This is a genomic window from Bacillus sp. GMa5/1 (genome assembly GCF_050172015.1).
Lineage (GTDB): Bacteria > Bacillota > Bacilli > Bacillales > Bacillaceae_G > Bacillus_A > Bacillus_A cereus.
In genome coordinates, this window is sequence record NZ_JBNLYC010000001.1 from 15,372 (window position 1) to 33,275 (window position 17,904).

Genomic DNA, 17,904 nt, shown 5'->3' on the forward strand with positions numbered 1-17,904 from the left:
TTAAAAAGTAAGGAGCCTACTATACTGGAAAACCTTAGTAATTCCCATTTCTTTTCCTTAAAATATTTAAATATCCCTCTTTACACAACCCATTTGAAGTAAAAAAATATTTTTATCTATAGTATTATGCTCCTTAATAGTAGATAAAAAAATAAAAGACACGAGGCCGTGTCTTTTATTTTTTTAATCAAGAAGAGTTGAATCTTCTGCGCCCTCAGCACCAGAATCTTCACTAATTCCGTGATGCTCACGAATAAAGAAGGCAATTTCTTCTCTTAAATCTGTATTTTCTTTTAAGAACTGCTTCGAATTTTCACGACCTTGTCCTAGGCGTTCTTCATTATAAGAATACCAAGCACCGCTCTTTTGAACAATATCAAGCTCAGAAGCCATATCCAAGATTTCACCTTCTCTTGAAATACCTTCTCCGTACATAATATCAACTTCCGCAACACGGAATGGTGGTGCTACTTTATTTTTCACTACTTTTACTTTTGTTTTATTACCAACGATGTCGTTACCTTGCTTTAATTGCTCCGCACGACGCACTTCAAGACGAACAGTTGAATAGAATTTCAACGCACGACCACCTGGAGTTGTTTCTGGCACTATCTATAGATTTTCCATCTCTATAGTCTGGACTATCTCTTCATCTCTTTACAGAGAGCCTTGCACTTCCAGCAGTAGCCTATCATCTGCCGTACCCTACTCAGTTAACTAAAAGTCCTTTTCGGTAGTCTCTACACCTTCCCCATATCACTATGGAGCTTGGCACGGTATTACCCTAAATAATGGTGGGCTTCACCGTTAGCAACTATATGGATAGTTACACCCTTAGGCAATAAGGTTCACAAGGTTTTTTAACATGCTATCACTAGCAAGGGAAACCCATGGTAAACTCCTTAATCTTTTCGATTAAGCAACTTGTAGTTGATTTCCGAACATAACCCCAACTTTTTCACGAATTTGGTTAATAAAGATTGCAATTGTTTTTGATTTGTTGATTGCTCCTGAAAGCTTACGAAGTGCTTGTGACATTAAACGCGCTTGTAAACCTACGTGTGAGTCACCCATGTCGCCTTCAATCTCTGCTTTCGGTACAAGAGCTGCTACAGAGTCAATTACGATAATGTCAACCGCACCACTTCGTACAAGTGCTTCCGCGATTTCCAATCCTTGCTCCCCTGTATCAGGCTGTGATAATAGTAATTCATCTATGTTAACGCCTAATTTTTGTGCATATACAGGATCCATTGCGTGCTCCGCATCGATGAATGCTGCTTGTCCACCTTGACGTTGTACTTCTGCAATTGCATGTAATGAAACTGTCGTTTTACCTGAACTTTCAGGTCCGTAAATTTCGATAATACGGCCACGTGGATATCCGCCTACTCCTAGTGCCACATCAAGTGCTAAAGAACCACTAGAAACCGTAGAAACTCTACGCTCCGCTTGTTCTCCTAATTTCATAATTGAACCTTTACCGAATTGCTTCTCTATTTGTTTTAACGCCATATCTAACGCTGCTTGACGATCACTCATTCAAAATTCCTCCTTAACTGAATTGCTAATCTTATTATACCTATTTTCAATTCAATTTGCCAATAAAAATCGAACATTTATTCGATTTTTTTATTTTCTATCAAATAATATCTAAATTTAACCGTAAAAAAACTAGAAGAAACTTATATCTCTTCTAGCTTTTTATATAAATGATAAAATCCATATTTTACTGTTCGTTCTCTAATTTGTTGACGACTTCCGCTTAAATTAAGAGGAAAGACTACAGTTGGCTCATCCTTAACCGAAAGCCCAACAAATACTGTTCCTGGTTCTTTCTGTTCTGAAGCATCTGGCCCTGCTACCCCAGTGAAACTAATTCCGATATCCGCTTTTAATACATCCTTAACATTTTCAGCAAGATAACGAGCACATTCTTTACTAACTGCACCATCAGTATGCAATACTTCTTCAGGCACACGTAAAACATGTTGCTTCACATCATTATGATAACAAATGACACCGCCTTTAAATACAGAAGAAACACCAGCGTTTTCAGTTACTTGATTTCCAAAAAGACCACCTGTTAAACTTTCTGCACACGCTAAAGTTAACCCTTTTCTCTTCAATAACTCGATTGCCTTATAATGCAAAAATTCTTGGTCATATCCGTAGAAAAATTCTCCTACTCTTTCTAAAATCAAATCTTCCACATGTTGAATTAGTTTCTCCGCTTCGCTAACATTTTGATGCTTAGCGGTTAAACGTAATGTCACTTCTCCATCATTTGCTAACGGGGCAATTGTTGGGTTTGTTTGTCCATCAATTAAATCTTGCACTTTCACCTCTAATTGGGACTCCCCAATACCAAAGAAACGAAGCACACGAGAATAAATGTTTTCTCCTGTTGTAAAATTACGTAAAAAAGGCTCTACGTAACTTACATACATTGGTTTCATTTCTTTTGGCGGCCCTGGTAATAAAATATAAACTTTTCCGTTCTTATTTACCCCCATACCAGGCGCCATACCGTGGTCATTTGCAAATACTGTTGCTCCATTTAAAACGAGCGCTTGCTTTTTATTATTCTCCGTAAATTCACGGCCTGTACGCTTAAAGTAATTACTTATTAAGGCTAATGCCTTTTCATCATACACAAGCTCTTCATCTAAACTAGCAGCTATCGTTTCTTTCGTTAAATCATCTTTTGTCGGTCCTAAGCCACCTGTAAAAATAAGTATATCAGCACGTTCTTCCGCAGCTTCAATCGCCTTTTGCAGTCGCTTATTATTATCACCAACAACAGTATGATAGTACACGTTAATTCCGATTGAAGCTAACTTTTCAGATAAAAACTGGGCATTTGTATTTGCAATTTGTCCAAGTAATAATTCAGTTCCAACCGCAATAATCTCAGCATTCATCCCAATTCCCCCATAAACTTCTATTTTGAGTTTACAAAAGCAGCTCTATTTTTCCAGAAATAATCCCATCCTGAAATAACAGTAAAGATTAATGCAATCCATATGAAGATATCCGCAACTGGAATATGGATTAAATTTAAAGGTACATCGTGTAATAAATATGCTGCAATCGCAATAATTTGTGTCCATGTCTTAATTTTCCCTAGCTGATTTGCTGCAACTACTTCCCCTGTTCCAGCAAGTACAAGACGTAAACCAGTTACCGCAAACTCACGACTGATAATTACAATAACAATCCAAGCCGGTACATATTGCATCTCTACCAATGTAATAAGTGCTGCCGAAACAAGCAATTTATCAGCTAACGGGTCAAGAAACTTCCCTAAATTCGTTACAAGATTATACTTTCTTGCGTAATGTCCATCAATCCAATCTGTAGCTGAAGCAATGATAAAGATAAGTGCCCCCACTAAATGTTGAATTGGCAAATCAACATCACCAATTTTGTATGAACCCCAATCAAAGGGCGCTAACATAATTACCATAAAAATTGGAATTAAGAAGATTCTAGATATTGTAATTTTATTTGGTAAATTCACAGCTATTCCTCCATCATATCAAAAACATTTGTTCATCGAAAAAAAGTCATCGAAGCGATGACTGTTATTGTGCTGGTTGCTCTATCCCTTGGTTTTTAATCACCAATCTTTGGTGATATTCTTTTTGTGGATCTAACGGGAAAGCAAGCACTTGGCCATTCAGTTTAATTTCAACATTCGGTGCACTTCCAATATTAAGTCGTACTTCTTTTAATGTTGATACATCGCGTTTCTCTGTTTGACCGCTTTGTACTGTAGTATTTAGAATTTCGTTACCCGCATCATCCTTAACATCTACATAACTTGTACCCTTAGCTGAAATTTCCAGTTCTAATGTTTTATTATTATGAATTTCCAAAGTGGATACCTTTCCAGTTGTTCCAACTACTTTCACTTCTTGCTGTCCAGTTGGTTGTGCTGGTTGCTCCTCTTTCTTTGGTTCTTCTTTCTTTGGTTCCTCTTTTTTTGGCTCTTCCGCTTTCACTTCATCTTTCTTCGTATCTAACGGAGAATCTTTCGCTTTTTGAACTTCAATTTTCTCACTTTGAGCGCTTGGAACTTTTTCATCATCTTTTCCAGTTAACGCTTGAAACACAAACCAGATTACCACTCCAACTGCGATGACTAACAGCGCAACTAAGATTTTCGGCATGTGATCTGCAATTGGCCATGATGAAGATTTTTGCATTGTTTCTTGTGTTTTTTGTCCCGTTGATACTTGCGGAACTTCACGCTTTTCAGATTGTGGTATCGTACTCTGATGTTCTACAAGCAGTTCCTCTCCATTTAATCCAACCGCATCTGCGTATTGTTTAATGAATGCACGCGCATAAAAAGCTCCTGGCAATACATCATAATTGCCTTCTTCAATTGCCACTAAATGGCGTTTTTGAATTTTTGTAATCTCATGCAGCTGATCAATAGACAAGCCTTTCGCTTCTCTTGCTTCTTTCAGCTTTTGTCCCAATTCCGTCACTACTAACACCTCAATATTTCTTTAAAAGTCAAACATAGAGAAATTATTTTGCGTACCTTGCTCAATTTCATCTACTAAATTATATTGTATTTCTTCATCATAATCGTTACGCAACTCGATAATATAATCAAAATCATCCAATGTGTATTCTGACTGACTCACAAATACATCAGGATGTTCCACAACTTTCGTTGCAGGCAATCTCATAATTTCACGAACGAGCTGCCAATGTCTTTCGTTAGCACGCTTCGTTGACACAATTCCATCTAGGATGAAAATATTGTCATCGCTATACTCATCTTCAATTAATTGACTGCGAACAGTTTGCTTAATAAGAGTAGATGATACAAATAACCACCTTTTATTTGCACAAACACTTGCAGCAACAATGGATTCTGTTTTTCCGACACGAGGCATTCCGCGTATCCCAATTAGTTTATGGCCTTCTTTTTTCATGATTTCTGCCATAAAGTCTACAAGTAAGCCTAATTCATCACGCACAAATCGAAATGTTTTCTTATCATCTGCATCTCGTTGTATGTACCTACCATGCCTAACCGCTAGCTTATCTCTTAGCTTGGGCGGACGATATTTCGTTACCGTTATGTTATCCATCGTATTTAAAATTGATTCAAGTCTAGAGATTTGCTCTTGATTATCACACATAAGAAGTAACCCACGTCGTGCATTATCTACACCATTAATTGTGACAATATTAATGCCGAGCATACCGATTAACGAAGAAACGTCACCAAGCAAGCCAGGTCGGTTTTTATGTATTTCATATTCAAAATACCATTCAATCATCCAAGATCACTCCCCTTGCTTACTTTACACCTACGTACTATATTATATGATTTCACCCTAATAGGGAAGCTAAATGTATAATCTATCCTGTGTAATTATTATACAAAAAAAGTAGAGAGGAGAATCTCCTCTCTACTTTTACTTATGTTGTACGAACTTAACCATTAAATTTGCAATTGTATGTTGCTCCTGTTCATCAGCAACTTTCCAAAGCTCAGCTAATAATTTCTCTTGGTCATTGCGTCCTTCTACTTCATTAGCAAGATAGTCGCCAACACGAAATGCCATATCTGATACCGCACCGCCATCTAAACCTTTGTCTTGCGCTTGCTCTAAACGTTCTCCTAAAAAGCTCTTCCACTGATCAAAATTATCTAATACTGACATAATTAAGCACCTCACTATTGAGTAATAAAATCATCCTTAATTTGTGCAACTATTCATTTTTTATGTAAGAATTTTTTAGCAGTGCCAACCGCCATTCACTCCGATAATTTGTCCAGTTATGTAAGACGCTCCTGGTGATACGAGAAATGAAACTGTTTTCGCTACTTCTTCTGGTAATCCTATTCTACCTAATGGTATATCTTCAGCAATTCCCATTTTATCTTCTTCAGAAAAAACACTTAACATTTCCGTTTCAATTGCTCCTGGTGCTACTGCATTCACACGTAATCCACTTAAAGAAACTTCTTTCGCTAAAGCTTTCACATATGAATTTTGCGCCCCTTTTACCATTGAATAAAGTACTTCACAAGAAGCCCCTATTTGTCCCCATATAGATGAAACAATTACAATATTACCACTTCTTCTCTCAATCATAGGCGGAAGTGCCATTGAAAGTAATTTATATACGTTCTTCACTTGAAGTTCTACCATATAATCTAATTCATCGTTTGTTACATCTGTTACTAATCCAAAAATACTCTTCCCAGCTGCGTATACAATAACATCAATAGGATGTTCAATTTGTCCCCACAATTGCTCTGCTCCATCACTAGAAGCTAAATTAGCTTGAACAGGGATAACTTCTCCCCATGCCTTCTGCAATTCCAATACCTTTTCTTCACTGTTATTGTAATGAACATAAACTGTATATCCATCTTGAATTAATTGTTTCGAAATAGCAGAGCCAATTCCTCCGCTCCCTCCAGTTACTAACGCATACTTTTTCATAAAGTCCCTCTCTTATCTCTACAAGTTCAATTTTCACACAACTAAATAATACCCTCATCTTACAATTTTTCAATGATAAGATGAGGGTATCTTTTTAATTTTATTTTTTCGGTAACACCTGACAAATACTCATTTTTTCTTCTGATAACAATAATTTCGCTACTTCTTGTAAGTCTTGAACCGTTAGTCCTTCTAATACAGTCAATGCGTCAAATAGGCTAGATTCATTAAACGCGTATCGTGTAAATTGATTTGCAATATATTCTGGTGAATTCAACGAGCGTAAAAAACCACCAATTTTCTTTTTCTTCACTCGTTCTAATGCCGCCGCATCTAATTGATCATAATCTGTTTTTAATAAAATATCTTTTAAACGATCTGCCAATTCATCAGGTTGTTTCGTATCACCGCCAACCATTGCAAAACCGAAGTTATTTTCTTCTGTATAGTCATACGAGAATGAATCATCAATAAGTCCTTCATTATATAAAGCTTCGTAATGAACAGAACTTTTTCCAAATAAATAATCTAAAAGTAACGTAAGCGCAATTTCTTGTTTTAAAAGCGCTTGCCCCTTTTCTTTTAAATTAGTCGCTTTAATACCAACTAAACATTTCGGTGTTTGCACAGGCATTGAAATAATTTTTTTCTTTTCATTTACCTCATTTGGTTCTTCTTCAAATGAACGCACAATTTCTGGCTGGTTTTTATAATCTTTTTTCGCTTGATTTTCACGTACTAAATCCGTTGTTTTCTCTGGATCAATTGCACCCACAACAAATAATAACATATTGCTCGGATGATAAAATGTTTCATAACATTCATATAATAAATCTTTCGTAATTTTACTAATAGATTCGATTGTCCCCGCAATATCAATTTTAATTGGGTGTTTTACAAATAAGCTATCAATTAACCCAAAGTACAAACGCCAATCTGGGTTATCTTGATACATTTGAATTTCTTGCCCAATAATCCCCTTCTCTTTTTCAACCGTTTTTTCAGAGAAATAGGGCTCTTGTACGAAGTTTAGCAATGTATTTAAATTTTGTTCTACGTTTGAAGTACCTGAAAAAAGGTAAGCTGTTCGTGTGAAGGATGTAAAAGCATTTGCCGATGCTCCTTGTTTACTAAACAATTGGAAAGCATCGTGATCTTCTTTTTCAAATAATTTATGCTCAAGAAAATGTGCAATCCCATCTGGCACACGAATCATTTCTTCTTTCCCTAATGGTATAAATGTATTATCTACAGAACCATATTTCGTCGTAAACGTCGCAAATGTTTTATTAAATCCTTGTTTCGGTAAAACATATACATCTAATCCATTAGGAAGTTTTTCATAATAGAGTGTTTCTTTTAATTGCTCATAAACAATTTTCTCCACTTACTCTCCCTCCGTTCCTTGTAAAAAGTAAATTGTATCTAGTTCAATATTTTTAGCAACTTTTACAATTTCTTCTTTTGTCACACTTTCTATACCTGTAAGCCATTCTTCAACTGGACGTGTACGATCTGAAATAATACCATGATATAGCATTTCTACAAAGCCACGTGGTGTATCAATTGCCTCTAATATTTGATTTTGGATGACACTTTTTGTTTGATGTATTTCTTCTTCAGAAAACTCTCCGTTTTGCATCGCAAGCATTTGTTCTTTAATAATCTCAACTGCTTTTTCATAATTTTTCGCTTCAATTCCTGACATAACAAATAATAAACCTTTATGACTTTCAAAGCGCGATGCTGCATAGTACGCTAAACTATTTTTTTCACGCACATTTACGAATAACTTCGAATGAGAAAAGCCACCAAACAATCCATTGAACAATTGCAATGCAAAATAATCTTCATCTTTATATGTGACAAATGTACGATAACCGATGTGTAATTTACTTTGTTTTAATTCTTGTTTTTCAACAACTTCTTTTTCTTCATTATTTCGTCTATGAAGGAGTACATTTCTTTCTCTCACTGGACGAGCTGAAATAGAAAAATACTTACTTACAAGATCAACGGCGTTTTCTGAAATATCACCAATAATATATAGATCCATTTCATCTTCCGCTAACACCTTTTGATAATATTGATACAGACTTTCATTTGTAATAGACATAACACTCTCTTTTTTTCCATTTGCACTTAAACGATACGGTTCTACTTTGCACATTTCTTCAATTAAACGCTCGTTTGCATAACGCATTTTATCGTCATAAGTAGCTTCAATTCTCTGTAACAGTGCTCTTTTTTCACTTTCTACGATAGAAGATAGGAAACCGTTGCCCTCCGTTGCTGGATGTAACACAATATCTGACAACATAGAAAGCGCTTTTTCAAATAACGGTGGTGCATCATGTAAGTAAACTTCATTTGCAATGTCTACATAAATGGAGATAATATGGTCTTCCCCTTTTTTACTTACATCTACCGCTAAAGAAGATCCGTATAATTCTTCTAAATATTGACGAAGACGAATTACAGAAGGTAATTTTTCTGTCGCACTTTGCAATACGTATGGCAATAAGGCACGCTCTGTCACCGTCTCCTCATTTAAAGGCGCTTTAAAACGAAATACAAAGGTATTCGTTTTATATTTATCAGTCGGAATAATATGTACGCGCAAACCATCTAACTCATGTAGTTGTTGTTCCATTAGTTTCATTTATAGCCCTCCTTTACGTATATAGGAATATTCCTCTTCAATATACAGTTTTTAGAAATAAAAAATCAACTTTTCTCCCTTATTATGCTTACATATGATTCTTTCTAAAAACTTTAATATGTAAGGAACATAGTAAAATTCCGTATTAAATATATTCTATGTAAAAAAGCCCACACTAATGTGCGAGCTTTTTTATACTTATAAAATACTTATCGTTTTCCTTTTTCATAAGGAGTTCCTAATGCTTTCGGAGCTTCAGAACGACCTACAAAACCAACAAGCGCTAATATTGTGAATACATATGGTAATATCGTTAATAAAACACTTGGAATTTGATCTAATACAGGAATTGTTCCGCCCGTTACACTTAGAGATTGCGCAAAACCAAAGAATAGAGCTGCACCTAATGCGCCTAGTGGATTCCACTTCCCAAAAATCATAGCAGCTAAAGCTAAGAAACCTTGTCCTGTAATAGTTGCCCCTGAGAAGTTATTAGAAATTGACATTGCAAAAATCGCTCCACCGATTCCAGCAAACACTCCTGAAATACAGACTCCAATATAACGCATTTTATATACATTAATCCCCATCGTATCCGCTGCCATTGGGTGTTCACCAACAGCACGTAGACGAAGACCGAACGGTGTTTTATAAATAACATACCAAACAACGAATGCTAAAATAATGGCAATATACGACGTTATTGGTACGTTCGAGAAAAATATTTTCCCTAAAACCGGAATATCCGAAAGGCCTGGAATATCAATCTTTTCAATACGATACTGAATAAAGTCAGTCTGCCCTTTATCAAAAATCTTCTTAATTGCAAATACTGTTAAACCAAGAGATAAGAAGTTAATGGCTACACCACTTACAACTTGATCTGCTCGGAATGTAATAGAAGCTACCGCATGAAGTAATGCAAATAATCCACTACCAATTGCCGCAAATAATAACGCAATCCATGGAGTCATCGTTCCCCAAGTATCACCCATCAATAAGTTTGTAACAACTCCAATAAATGCACCAAATAGCATTAGTCCTTCTAATCCGATATTTACAACACCTGATCGTTCACTAAATACACCACCTAGTGCTGTGAAAATGATAGGTGCCGATGTATATAACGTACCCGTCACAAGAATGGCTAATATATCTAAAAAGCTCATTTATTTCCCCTCCTTGCTCATGCGTGTAAGCGCCCATCTTAACACATAACTACATGCAACAAAGAAGATGATACATGCAATAATTACATTAATAAGCTCTGACGGTACATCTGCCTCAAAGTTCATTTGAGGGGAAGCACTTTTCAAACCACCAAATAATAAAGCTGAAAGGATTATACCAAACGGATTATTCCCTCCAAGTAATGCTACGGCAATCCCATCAAATCCTACTCCTGTAAACGAAGACATCGCTGTCATACTCTGGAATGTCCCTAATCCTTCCATCGCTCCACCAATCCCCGCAAATGCACCAGCAATTGTCATAGAGAATACTACATTACGAGAAACTTTCATACCTGCATATTGAGAAGCATGCTGATTAAATCCTACAGACTTTAATTCGTAACCTAAAGTTGTTCGATCTAATAAGAACCACATTAAAATAGCGATTAAAATTGCTACAATAATTCCCCAGTGTAGACGTGAACCGTCAGTAATAGAAGCAAGCCAGTCTGAAGATAGTGACGCACTCTCTTTAATATCATACGTTTTGTCATTACCCGCATGTAAGAAACGCTTAATGATGTCATACGTTACATACAACGCAATATAGTTCATCATAATAGTTACAATAACTTCATTCACTTGAAACTTCCCTTTTAAATATCCCGGAATGAAGCCCCAAATTCCGCCCACCAATGCGGCAAATAAAATCGATAATGGAATATGAAGGAACGCTGGTAGTGAGACTGCATAACCGAACCAAACCGCCGCAAGCCAACCAACTAACAATTGACCCTCTACCCCGATATTAAATAAACCTGTACGAAATGCAAACGCCACCGATAAGCCAGCAAGAATAAGCGGTATCATTGTACGGAGCGTTTCACCAATCGCACTTGCGCTGCCGAACATTCCTGTCCAAAGTGCACTATAACCAACAATTGGATCATAGCCACTAACTAGCATTACAATCGCTCCTACAAGTAAGCCGAAAATAACGGATAGTACTGGGACTAAAATATTTATCGTTCGTTCTGTTAAAAGTTTTTTAGCCATTTGTACCCACCTGCTCCTTCTTTGTTCCTCCAGCCATTAACAATCCAAGCTGTTGTTCATTCGTTTCTTTCGCATCAACTATTGCTACAATTTCCCCTTCATAAATAACAGCAATTCGATCGCTAACATTTAAGATTTCATCTAACTCTAATGATAAAAGTAATACACCTTTTCCTTTATCCCTTTGCTCTATTAATCTCTTATGAATAAATTCAATTGCTCCTACATCTAAACCACGTGTTGGCTGTGCCGCAATTAATAAATCTGGATTTCGGTCTACTTCACGTGCAATAATTGCTTTTTGTTGATTGCCCCCAGATAGGGCGCGTGCTAACGTTTGCTCACTAGGTGTACGTACATCAAACTGTTCAATAAGAGACTTTGCTTTTTCTGTAATTTTGCTGAAATTTAAAATCCCTTTCTTTGAAAACGGATTTTTATAGTACGTTTGAAGAACTATATTATCTCTAACAGAAAAATCAAGAACGAGTCCGTGTTTATGACGATCTTCTGGAATATGACCAATTCCTTCTTCTGTTATTCTTCTAACAGGCCAATTTGTTATTTCTTTTCCTTTAATTGCAATAGAACCTGACTCAACTTTTCGTAAACCAGTAATCGCTTCTATTAATTCACTTTGTCCGTTTCCATCAATCCCTGCAATCCCAACAATTTCCCCCGCACGAACAGTTAAGTCAAGGCCTTTTACAGCAGGTAGTTGACGTGCATCGTGAACAACAAGGTTTTCAATTGAAAGTACCTCTTCTTTTGGCTTCGCGTCTATTTTTTCTGTTTTAAAATTCACTTGACGTCCGACCATTAATTCTGCAAGTTTATTTTCATCCGTATTTGCAACGTCAACCGTTCCAATCCCTTTTCCTTTACGAATAATCGTACAACGATCGCAAACTTCCATAATTTCTTTCAACTTATGTGTAATAAGAACAATAGATTTTCCTTCTTGTACAAGCTTTTTCATAATTTGAATTAGCTCATGAATTTCTTGTGGTGTTAACACAGCTGTCGGTTCATCAAATATTAAAATTTCTGCACCGCGGTAAAGAGTTTTCAAAATCTCAACACGCTGTTGCATACCCACTGAAATATCCTGTATTTTCGCATATGGATCTACAGCCAAACCGTATTGTTCAGACAGTTTTTGAATTTCTTTAGCAGCATCCTCAACAGCAATTTTCCCTTTTTTCTTCGGTTCATTTCCGAGAATAATATTCTCTGTAACTGTAAAATTATGAACAAGCATAAAGTGTTGATGGACCATTCCAATACCAAGGTCATTTGCTATATTCGGATTTGTAATTTTTACAGGTTTACCTTTAATTTTAATTTCACCCTGCTCTGGTTGGTACAAACCAAATAGTACATTCATCAATGTGGATTTCCCTGCACCATTTTCTCCAAGTAAAGCATGTATCTCACCCTGCTTTACTTGCAGCGTAATATCATCATTCGCTACAATGCCTGGGAATACTTTCGTAATGTTATTCATCTCAATTACGTATTCCATTGTGTTCCTCCTTTTAACAGGGAACATTCCCTATTACACTATTAACTTATTAAGCAATTCGGAAGTTTTATACATACAAAGGTTAGTTCTATGAACTAACCTTTGCTATTTCTCTATTTATTTTTTTAGAGAAGCTTCGTATTCTTTATACTCTTTATCTGTAGCTGGCACTTTAATTTCACCGGCTGTAATTTTCTTTTCAAGCTCTTCTACTTTTGTTAAAATTTCAGGGTTAACTTTTTTCACGTTATCAGTTGTTTTTGAAATACCAATACCGTCATCTTTTAAGCCAAACTCTTCAATTTTCCCACCTTTTAAATTCCCATCTTTTGCTTCTTTAGCTACTTTTTCTACTGCTACATCAACACGTTTAATCATTGAAGTTAATGTTACATTTTCAGGCATACCTTCTTGATGTTGGTCACGGTCAACACCGATTACCCAAACATTTTCACCTTTTTTCTTACGGTTTTTCGCTTCTGTGAACACACCGTTACCTGTACCACCAGCAGCATGATAAATTACGTCTACGCCTTGACCATACATTGCTGAAGCAAGAACTGTACCTTTTTCAGGCTTATCGAATGCTTCTGCATATTCAGATACGATTTCAATGTTTGGATTTACTGCCTTTGCACCAGCTTTAAATCCATTTTCAAATTTACTAATTAAATCACTTTTCATTCCACCAACAAATCCTACTTTATTCGATTTTGTTGACATAGCTGCTACCGCACCTACAAGGAATGATCCTTCATGATCTTTAAACGTAATGCTCGTTACGTTCGGTGCATCTACAACAGTATCTACGATTGCAAATTGTTGTTTTGAAGATTCTTTTGCTACTTCTTTAATTGCACCTTCTAATTTATAACCAATTCCGAATGTTAAATCATATTTATCTTTTGAGAATTTTTTTAAATTCGGAATATAATCAGCTTCTTTTTCAGACTGAAGGTAACGATAATTTGTCTTTTCTTTTAAACCATTATCTTTACCAAACTTTTGTAACCCTTCCCAAGAAGATTGGTTAAATGACTTATCATCAACGCCCCCAACATCCGTTACAAGACCAACCTTGAAATCTTTATTGTCTTTCGCGTCTTTCTTGTCACTGCTCGCCTTATCCGAGTTACCACATGCACCTAAAACTGTACTTGCTGCTAATGTTAATGATAATAAAAGGCCTGCTTTTTTCTTCATACTAGAAACCCCTCCAAAAATGATATATATTTATTTATTCTTACGCTGCTGTTCCTTACTTCTTGCTGTCACCTCCCTAAAAAGGAATTTACCTACATACGCTTTCTTAATACGTGGAAGCTAAATTTATCAGCTCTAAAGTAATTGATAGAATATAAGATTGGCTCATCATTTTGATCATAGTGCATTTGTTTTAATACAAGCAGTGCTGTTTCAGGCTCACATTCTAAAATCGGTGAGATTTTAGGGTGATAGCCAATTGGCTCAATGTGGGCAACCGCATATGTTATGCGCTTATGTGTGTTATTATGTATCACCGTTAATAATGATTCCTCATTGTAACCCGATAAATCTGGCAATATTTCTTTTGCAAGTTTATCGATACAATACACAACAGGTTCCCCATCTGCTGTACGCACGCGTTCAATCATCACTGCATTAAAACCATCTTCACTATTAAACTTCTCTTTTTCCTCTTCTGTTAAAGTTGTAGTAGATGATGATAAAAAGATTGTTCCTGGTGTTTTCCCCACACTAGAAATCATATCTGTAATACTAGAAAGTTGTTCTATTCCAGAAGAAAATAATGGCTTTGCATTTACAAATGTCCCTACACCATGTCTACGAATGACAACATTTTCTTCTTCTAAAATACGCAACGCTTCCCTTAAAGTCGCTCTACTTACGCCAAGTTCTTTCGCTAAATCAAACTCTGATGGTAACTTTTGTCGTTCTTTATAAGCCCCATCTTTAATTTTTTCTTTGATGTGATCAATCACCCGTAGATATAGGTGACGACTATCGGATTTTACTGACATAAGACTCCCCCGCATTTCAATTATTCGACCTCTGATGTAAGACTTCTTTTCTCTTTTTTCAACCTACAACATAGTACAAATGACTAAACACCAAAATAAGCGTAATTGTCGAATAAATAATAATAATTTTTTTTAATAAAATTTTCACTCTTTATTGCATAAAAAAAACTTTGCACCATAAACATTCCTCATTTCGAGAAAAAGTTCGGCACAAAGATCCTTTACATCCTTTGTTACACACTTTTCCCCTCATAGTCTAGCAATTCATGGTTGCCAGGTAGAAACTTATGGACCTTATCTCCAAGATTATATGAGGCAGTGATTCTTTTCGAAGTAATCTTACCACTTGCTCTCATACGTGTCAACAAAATCTAACATTTTTCCGCATTAAATATCGAACATTTACATAAAACATACTCAAAGTATTCGTATTCTAAAGAGCACCCCTGAATGTAAGCCCTTTCTTTATTACTGAGTATAGTATATAACAAAAACACTATATAAAAAAGCCTAATTGTAAAAACAATTAGGCTTTTTTTAAGAACTTTTTTCTTGTACATCATTAATGAGCACTTCTCTCGGTTTACTACCTTCATATGGACCTACTACACCATTCATTTCCATTGCATCAATTAGGCGAGCAGCTCGCGTATAACCTACTCTAAACCTACGTTGTAACATAGAAACAGATGCTGTTTGCATTTCCACTACAAGTTGAACCGCTTCATCATATAATTCATCTTCTACTTCCTGCTTCGTATCGGGAACATCTTGCGGAATCATATCTTCTTGATATTGTGCTTTTTGCTGTCCAATAACATATTCTACAACTCTCTCAACTTCATCATCTGATAAAAATGCGCCTTGTACACGTACAGGTTTCGATGCACCAATTGGTATAAACAGCATGTCTCCACGACCTAGTAGCTTCTCTGCACCACCACCATCAAGAATTGTACGAGAATCTGTTTGAGAAGATACAGCGAATGCAATACGTGATGGAATATTTGCTTTAATAACACCCGTAATAACGTCAACTGACGGACGTTGCGTTGCAATAATTAAATGAATACCAGCAGCACGAGCCATTTGCGCTAGACGCATAATCGCATCCTCTACATCAGACGAAGCAACCATCATTAAATCTGCTAACTCGTCCACAATTACTACAATATAAGGTAATTCGGGTTGTTTCGCTTCTGATTGACTATTATGCTCTTTTATATAATCGTTGTATCCTTCAATGTTACGTGTACCACTATGAGCAAACAATTCATAACGACGTTCCATTTCACTCACAACTTTTTTCAATGCTTGCGATGCTTTTTTCGGATCAGTTACAACTGGCGTTAACAAATGAGGCACACCGTTATATACATTTAACTCTACCATTTTCGGGTCAATCATCATTAATTTTACTTCATGTGGTTTTGCACGCATTAAAATACTAACAATAATACCGTTAATACATACACTTTTCCCGCTACCTGTCGCACCAGCTACGAGTAAATGGGGCATTTTATTTAGACGGGCTAATACAGCTTCACCTGTAATATCTCGGCCAAGACCAATTAACAACTTCTCTTCCGGATGGTTATTAGCCTTAGAATCAAGCACTTCCCTCAGTGTTACCATCGAAACTTCTGAGTTCGGAACTTCGATCCCTACAGCTGATTTCCCGGGAATTGGCGCTTCAATACGAATGTCCTTTGCAGCTAAAGCAAGGGCTAAATCATCACTTAAACTGACAATTTTGCTTACCTTTACCCCCATATCAGGATACACTTCATATTTTGTAACTGCAGGACCTCTATGTACTTTTGTTACTTTCGCTTTCACTCCGAAACTTTGGAATGTACGTTCTAATTTACGAGCATTCTCATAAATTTCCGCATTTTCATTTGTAACTTGCTTATTCTTTGGAAATTTTAATATATCAAGTGAAGGAAGCTTGTAATCTTTATTTTCTACATTTGAAAATTGCATAGGAGGTGCTTGCGCTTCACTCTCTAACGATTCAACAATTTTTTCTCCACGCTTTTTCTTTGGTTCTTCAATTGGCGGAGTCTCTTCAATAAACGGTGAAGTGATCAAATCTTCTTCCTCTACTTCGATTCGTTTATCCTCTTCTTCATTTACAGGATAATTCTCAGTGAAATTCGAAATAATCGGAGGATCAATTGAGATTTCTTCCATCGGCTCAATAATTTCTTCTTGTTCTGCAGCACGTTTGCTTCTTGTGCTTCTTGTTGTTTTTTTCTTTTCTGTTTGTTCAGCCGTTCTTTTAGCTCTCCAATCTTTATAATCCCCTTGCATCACTTGAAATTGACTTCTAAGAATTCTACCAACTGGCGCTAACACTTCTCCAATATGCTTATTTGTTATACAAAGTATACCGAGAATAACTAGAATAATACCAATGATATAAGCTCCTACTTCGTCAAATAAGAAGTAACATGTTGCGAACATAAGCGCACCAAACATACCACCACCTAAATGAACGCTATCTGGCCCCTTTTTCATTTCAAGAAAGAAGTTATCTTTCGTACTCACAATAACAGAAGTATTTTGCACTGCTCCATCTTTTGTAAGAAGGTTAAATAATGTAATATGACTAAACATTAATATCGCCAATACAATTAAATAAAATCCAATTAATCGTTTATTTAAAAGGTTCGGCCATCCGCGTTTTATAACAAAGGAAACCGATAAAGCTATTACACCTAACACACCAATTATGTACCACTCACCAAAGAAGAAGCGAAAAAATAACACAAACGATTTTCCTACAACGCCTAGCTGTAAAATCGTAATGATTGAAAGTGCAAAAAGAGTTAAACCGACAATTTCATAATACAAAGTTGGCTTTATCGTACGCCTTGCCTTTGCCTTCGTCCCTCTTTGCTTTTGTTTTGCCATTTCTTCACCTCGCGTTCTACATATAAATAAAGCTCCCCTCAAAATGCTCTATTTATATGTCTGTTTT

The 17,904-nt window shown here is 36.1% G+C and carries 14 protein-coding genes, 2 pseudogenes and 1 riboswitch; all 16 genes and pseudogenes read right to left on the reverse strand.

Annotated elements, in window-relative coordinates; translation table 11 throughout:
- Window positions 1–183: 183 nt before the first annotated feature.
- Window positions 184–606, reverse strand: a pseudogene (locus tag ACQGSG_RS00065) (recombinase RecA); the annotation flags it as partial.
- 327 nt (window positions 607–933) lie between these two features.
- A pseudogene (recA, locus tag ACQGSG_RS00070) lies at window positions 934–1,542 on the reverse strand (recombinase RecA); the annotation flags it as partial.
- A gap of 143 nt (window positions 1,543–1,685) precedes the next feature.
- Window positions 1,686–2,924 (reverse strand): competence/damage-inducible protein A, encoded by a 1,239-nt coding sequence (locus ACQGSG_RS00075; protein WP_000990689.1) that lies wholly within the window; start codon window positions 2,922–2,924, stop codon window positions 1,686–1,688.
- Between the two features lie 20 nt (window positions 2,925–2,944).
- Window positions 2,945–3,523 (reverse strand): CDP-diacylglycerol--glycerol-3-phosphate 3-phosphatidyltransferase, encoded by a 579-nt coding sequence (gene pgsA / locus ACQGSG_RS00080; RefSeq protein ID WP_001052967.1) that lies wholly within the window; start codon window positions 3,521–3,523, stop codon window positions 2,945–2,947.
- 64 nt (window positions 3,524–3,587) lie between these two features.
- Window positions 3,588–4,499 carry a helix-turn-helix domain-containing protein gene (locus tag ACQGSG_RS00085; protein ID WP_048567511.1) on the reverse strand — a complete coding sequence of 304 codons (912 nt, stop codon included), beginning with the start codon at window positions 4,497–4,499 and terminating at the stop codon, window positions 3,588–3,590.
- A gap of 21 nt (window positions 4,500–4,520) precedes the next feature.
- Window positions 4,521–5,306, reverse strand: coding sequence for a DUF3388 domain-containing protein (locus ACQGSG_RS00090; protein WP_000574107.1), 786 nt, complete (start codon window positions 5,304–5,306; stop codon window positions 4,521–4,523).
- Between the two features lie 138 nt (window positions 5,307–5,444).
- Complete coding sequence (locus ACQGSG_RS00095) at window positions 5,445–5,693, reverse strand: DUF3243 domain-containing protein (RefSeq protein WP_000114450.1); 249 nt, start codon at window positions 5,691–5,693, stop codon at window positions 5,445–5,447.
- A 75-nt stretch (window positions 5,694–5,768) separates the two neighbouring features.
- Complete coding sequence (gene ymfI, locus ACQGSG_RS00100) at window positions 5,769–6,482, reverse strand: elongation factor P 5-aminopentanone reductase (protein WP_048567510.1); 714 nt, start codon at window positions 6,480–6,482, stop codon at window positions 5,769–5,771.
- A gap of 100 nt (window positions 6,483–6,582) precedes the next feature.
- Entirely contained in the window at window positions 6,583–7,869 is a 1,287-nt protein-coding gene (gene yfmH, locus ACQGSG_RS00105) for an EF-P 5-aminopentanol modification-associated protein YfmH (RefSeq protein ID WP_325843036.1), read from the reverse strand.
- Window positions 7,870–9,144, reverse strand: coding sequence for an EF-P 5-aminopentanol modification-associated protein YfmF (gene yfmF, locus ACQGSG_RS00110; RefSeq protein ID WP_000772405.1), 1,275 nt, complete (start codon window positions 9,142–9,144; stop codon window positions 7,870–7,872).
- A 209-nt stretch (window positions 9,145–9,353) separates the two neighbouring features.
- A complete protein-coding gene (locus tag ACQGSG_RS00115) occupies window positions 9,354–10,313 on the reverse strand; it encodes an ABC transporter permease (RefSeq protein WP_000008857.1) in 960 nt (319 codons plus the stop codon).
- Window positions 10,314–11,372 (reverse strand): ABC transporter permease, encoded by a 1,059-nt coding sequence (locus tag ACQGSG_RS00120; RefSeq protein ID WP_001085254.1) that lies wholly within the window; start codon window positions 11,370–11,372, stop codon window positions 10,314–10,316.
- Entirely contained in the window at window positions 11,365–12,897 is a 1,533-nt protein-coding gene (locus ACQGSG_RS00125; RefSeq protein WP_000456909.1) for an ABC transporter ATP-binding protein, read from the reverse strand. The genes ACQGSG_RS00120 and ACQGSG_RS00125 overlap by 8 nt, the downstream gene beginning before the upstream one ends.
- Window positions 12,898–13,014: 117 nt before the next feature.
- Entirely contained in the window at window positions 13,015–14,100 is a 1,086-nt protein-coding gene (locus ACQGSG_RS00130; protein WP_065703368.1) for a BMP family lipoprotein, read from the reverse strand.
- Between the two features lie 92 nt (window positions 14,101–14,192).
- Window positions 14,193–14,918, reverse strand: a complete 726-nt coding sequence (locus tag ACQGSG_RS00135; RefSeq protein WP_000114182.1) for a GntR family transcriptional regulator — start codon at window positions 14,916–14,918, stop codon at window positions 14,193–14,195.
- A gap of 232 nt (window positions 14,919–15,150) precedes the next feature.
- Window positions 15,151–15,252, reverse strand: a riboswitch (purine riboswitch).
- A 203-nt stretch (window positions 15,253–15,455) separates the two neighbouring features.
- Window positions 15,456–17,837 (reverse strand): DNA translocase FtsK, encoded by a 2,382-nt coding sequence (locus ACQGSG_RS00140; protein WP_001118776.1) that lies wholly within the window; start codon window positions 17,835–17,837, stop codon window positions 15,456–15,458.
- Window positions 17,838–17,904: the final 67 nt, after the last annotated feature.

What these genes read in the sequence shown, in the direction of transcription:
- ACQGSG_RS00075 (WP_000990689.1), bottom strand. Translation starts at nt 2,924, where the DNA reads ATGAATGCTGAGATTATTGCGGTTGGAACTGAATTATTACTTGGACAA.
- ACQGSG_RS00090 (WP_000574107.1), bottom strand. Translation starts at nt 5,306, where the DNA reads ATGATTGAATGGTATTTTGAATATGAAATACATAAAAACCGACCTGGC.
- ACQGSG_RS00095 (WP_000114450.1), bottom strand. Translation starts at nt 5,693, where the DNA reads ATGTCAGTATTAGATAATTTTGATCAGTGGAAGAGCTTTTTAGGAGAA.
- ymfI (WP_048567510.1), bottom strand. Translation starts at nt 6,482, where the DNA reads ATGAAAAAGTATGCGTTAGTAACTGGAGGGAGCGGAGGAATTGGCTCT.
- yfmF (WP_000772405.1), bottom strand. Translation starts at nt 9,144, where the DNA reads ATGAAACTAATGGAACAACAACTACATGAGTTAGATGGTTTGCGCGTA.
- ACQGSG_RS00115 (WP_000008857.1), bottom strand. Translation starts at nt 10,313, where the DNA reads ATGAGCTTTTTAGATATATTAGCCATTCTTGTGACGGGTACGTTATAT.
- ACQGSG_RS00120 (WP_001085254.1), bottom strand. Translation starts at nt 11,372, where the DNA reads ATGGCTAAAAAACTTTTAACAGAACGAACGATAAATATTTTAGTCCCA.
- ACQGSG_RS00125 (WP_000456909.1), bottom strand. Translation starts at nt 12,897, where the DNA reads ATGGAATACGTAATTGAGATGAATAACATTACGAAAGTATTCCCAGGC.
- ACQGSG_RS00130 (WP_065703368.1), bottom strand. Translation starts at nt 14,100, where the DNA reads ATGAAGAAAAAAGCAGGCCTTTTATTATCATTAACATTAGCAGCAAGT.
- ACQGSG_RS00135 (WP_000114182.1), bottom strand. Translation starts at nt 14,918, where the DNA reads ATGTCAGTAAAATCCGATAGTCGTCACCTATATCTACGGGTGATTGAT.
- ACQGSG_RS00140 (WP_001118776.1), bottom strand. Translation starts at nt 17,837, where the DNA reads ATGGCAAAACAAAAGCAAAGAGGGACGAAGGCAAAGGCAAGGCGTACG.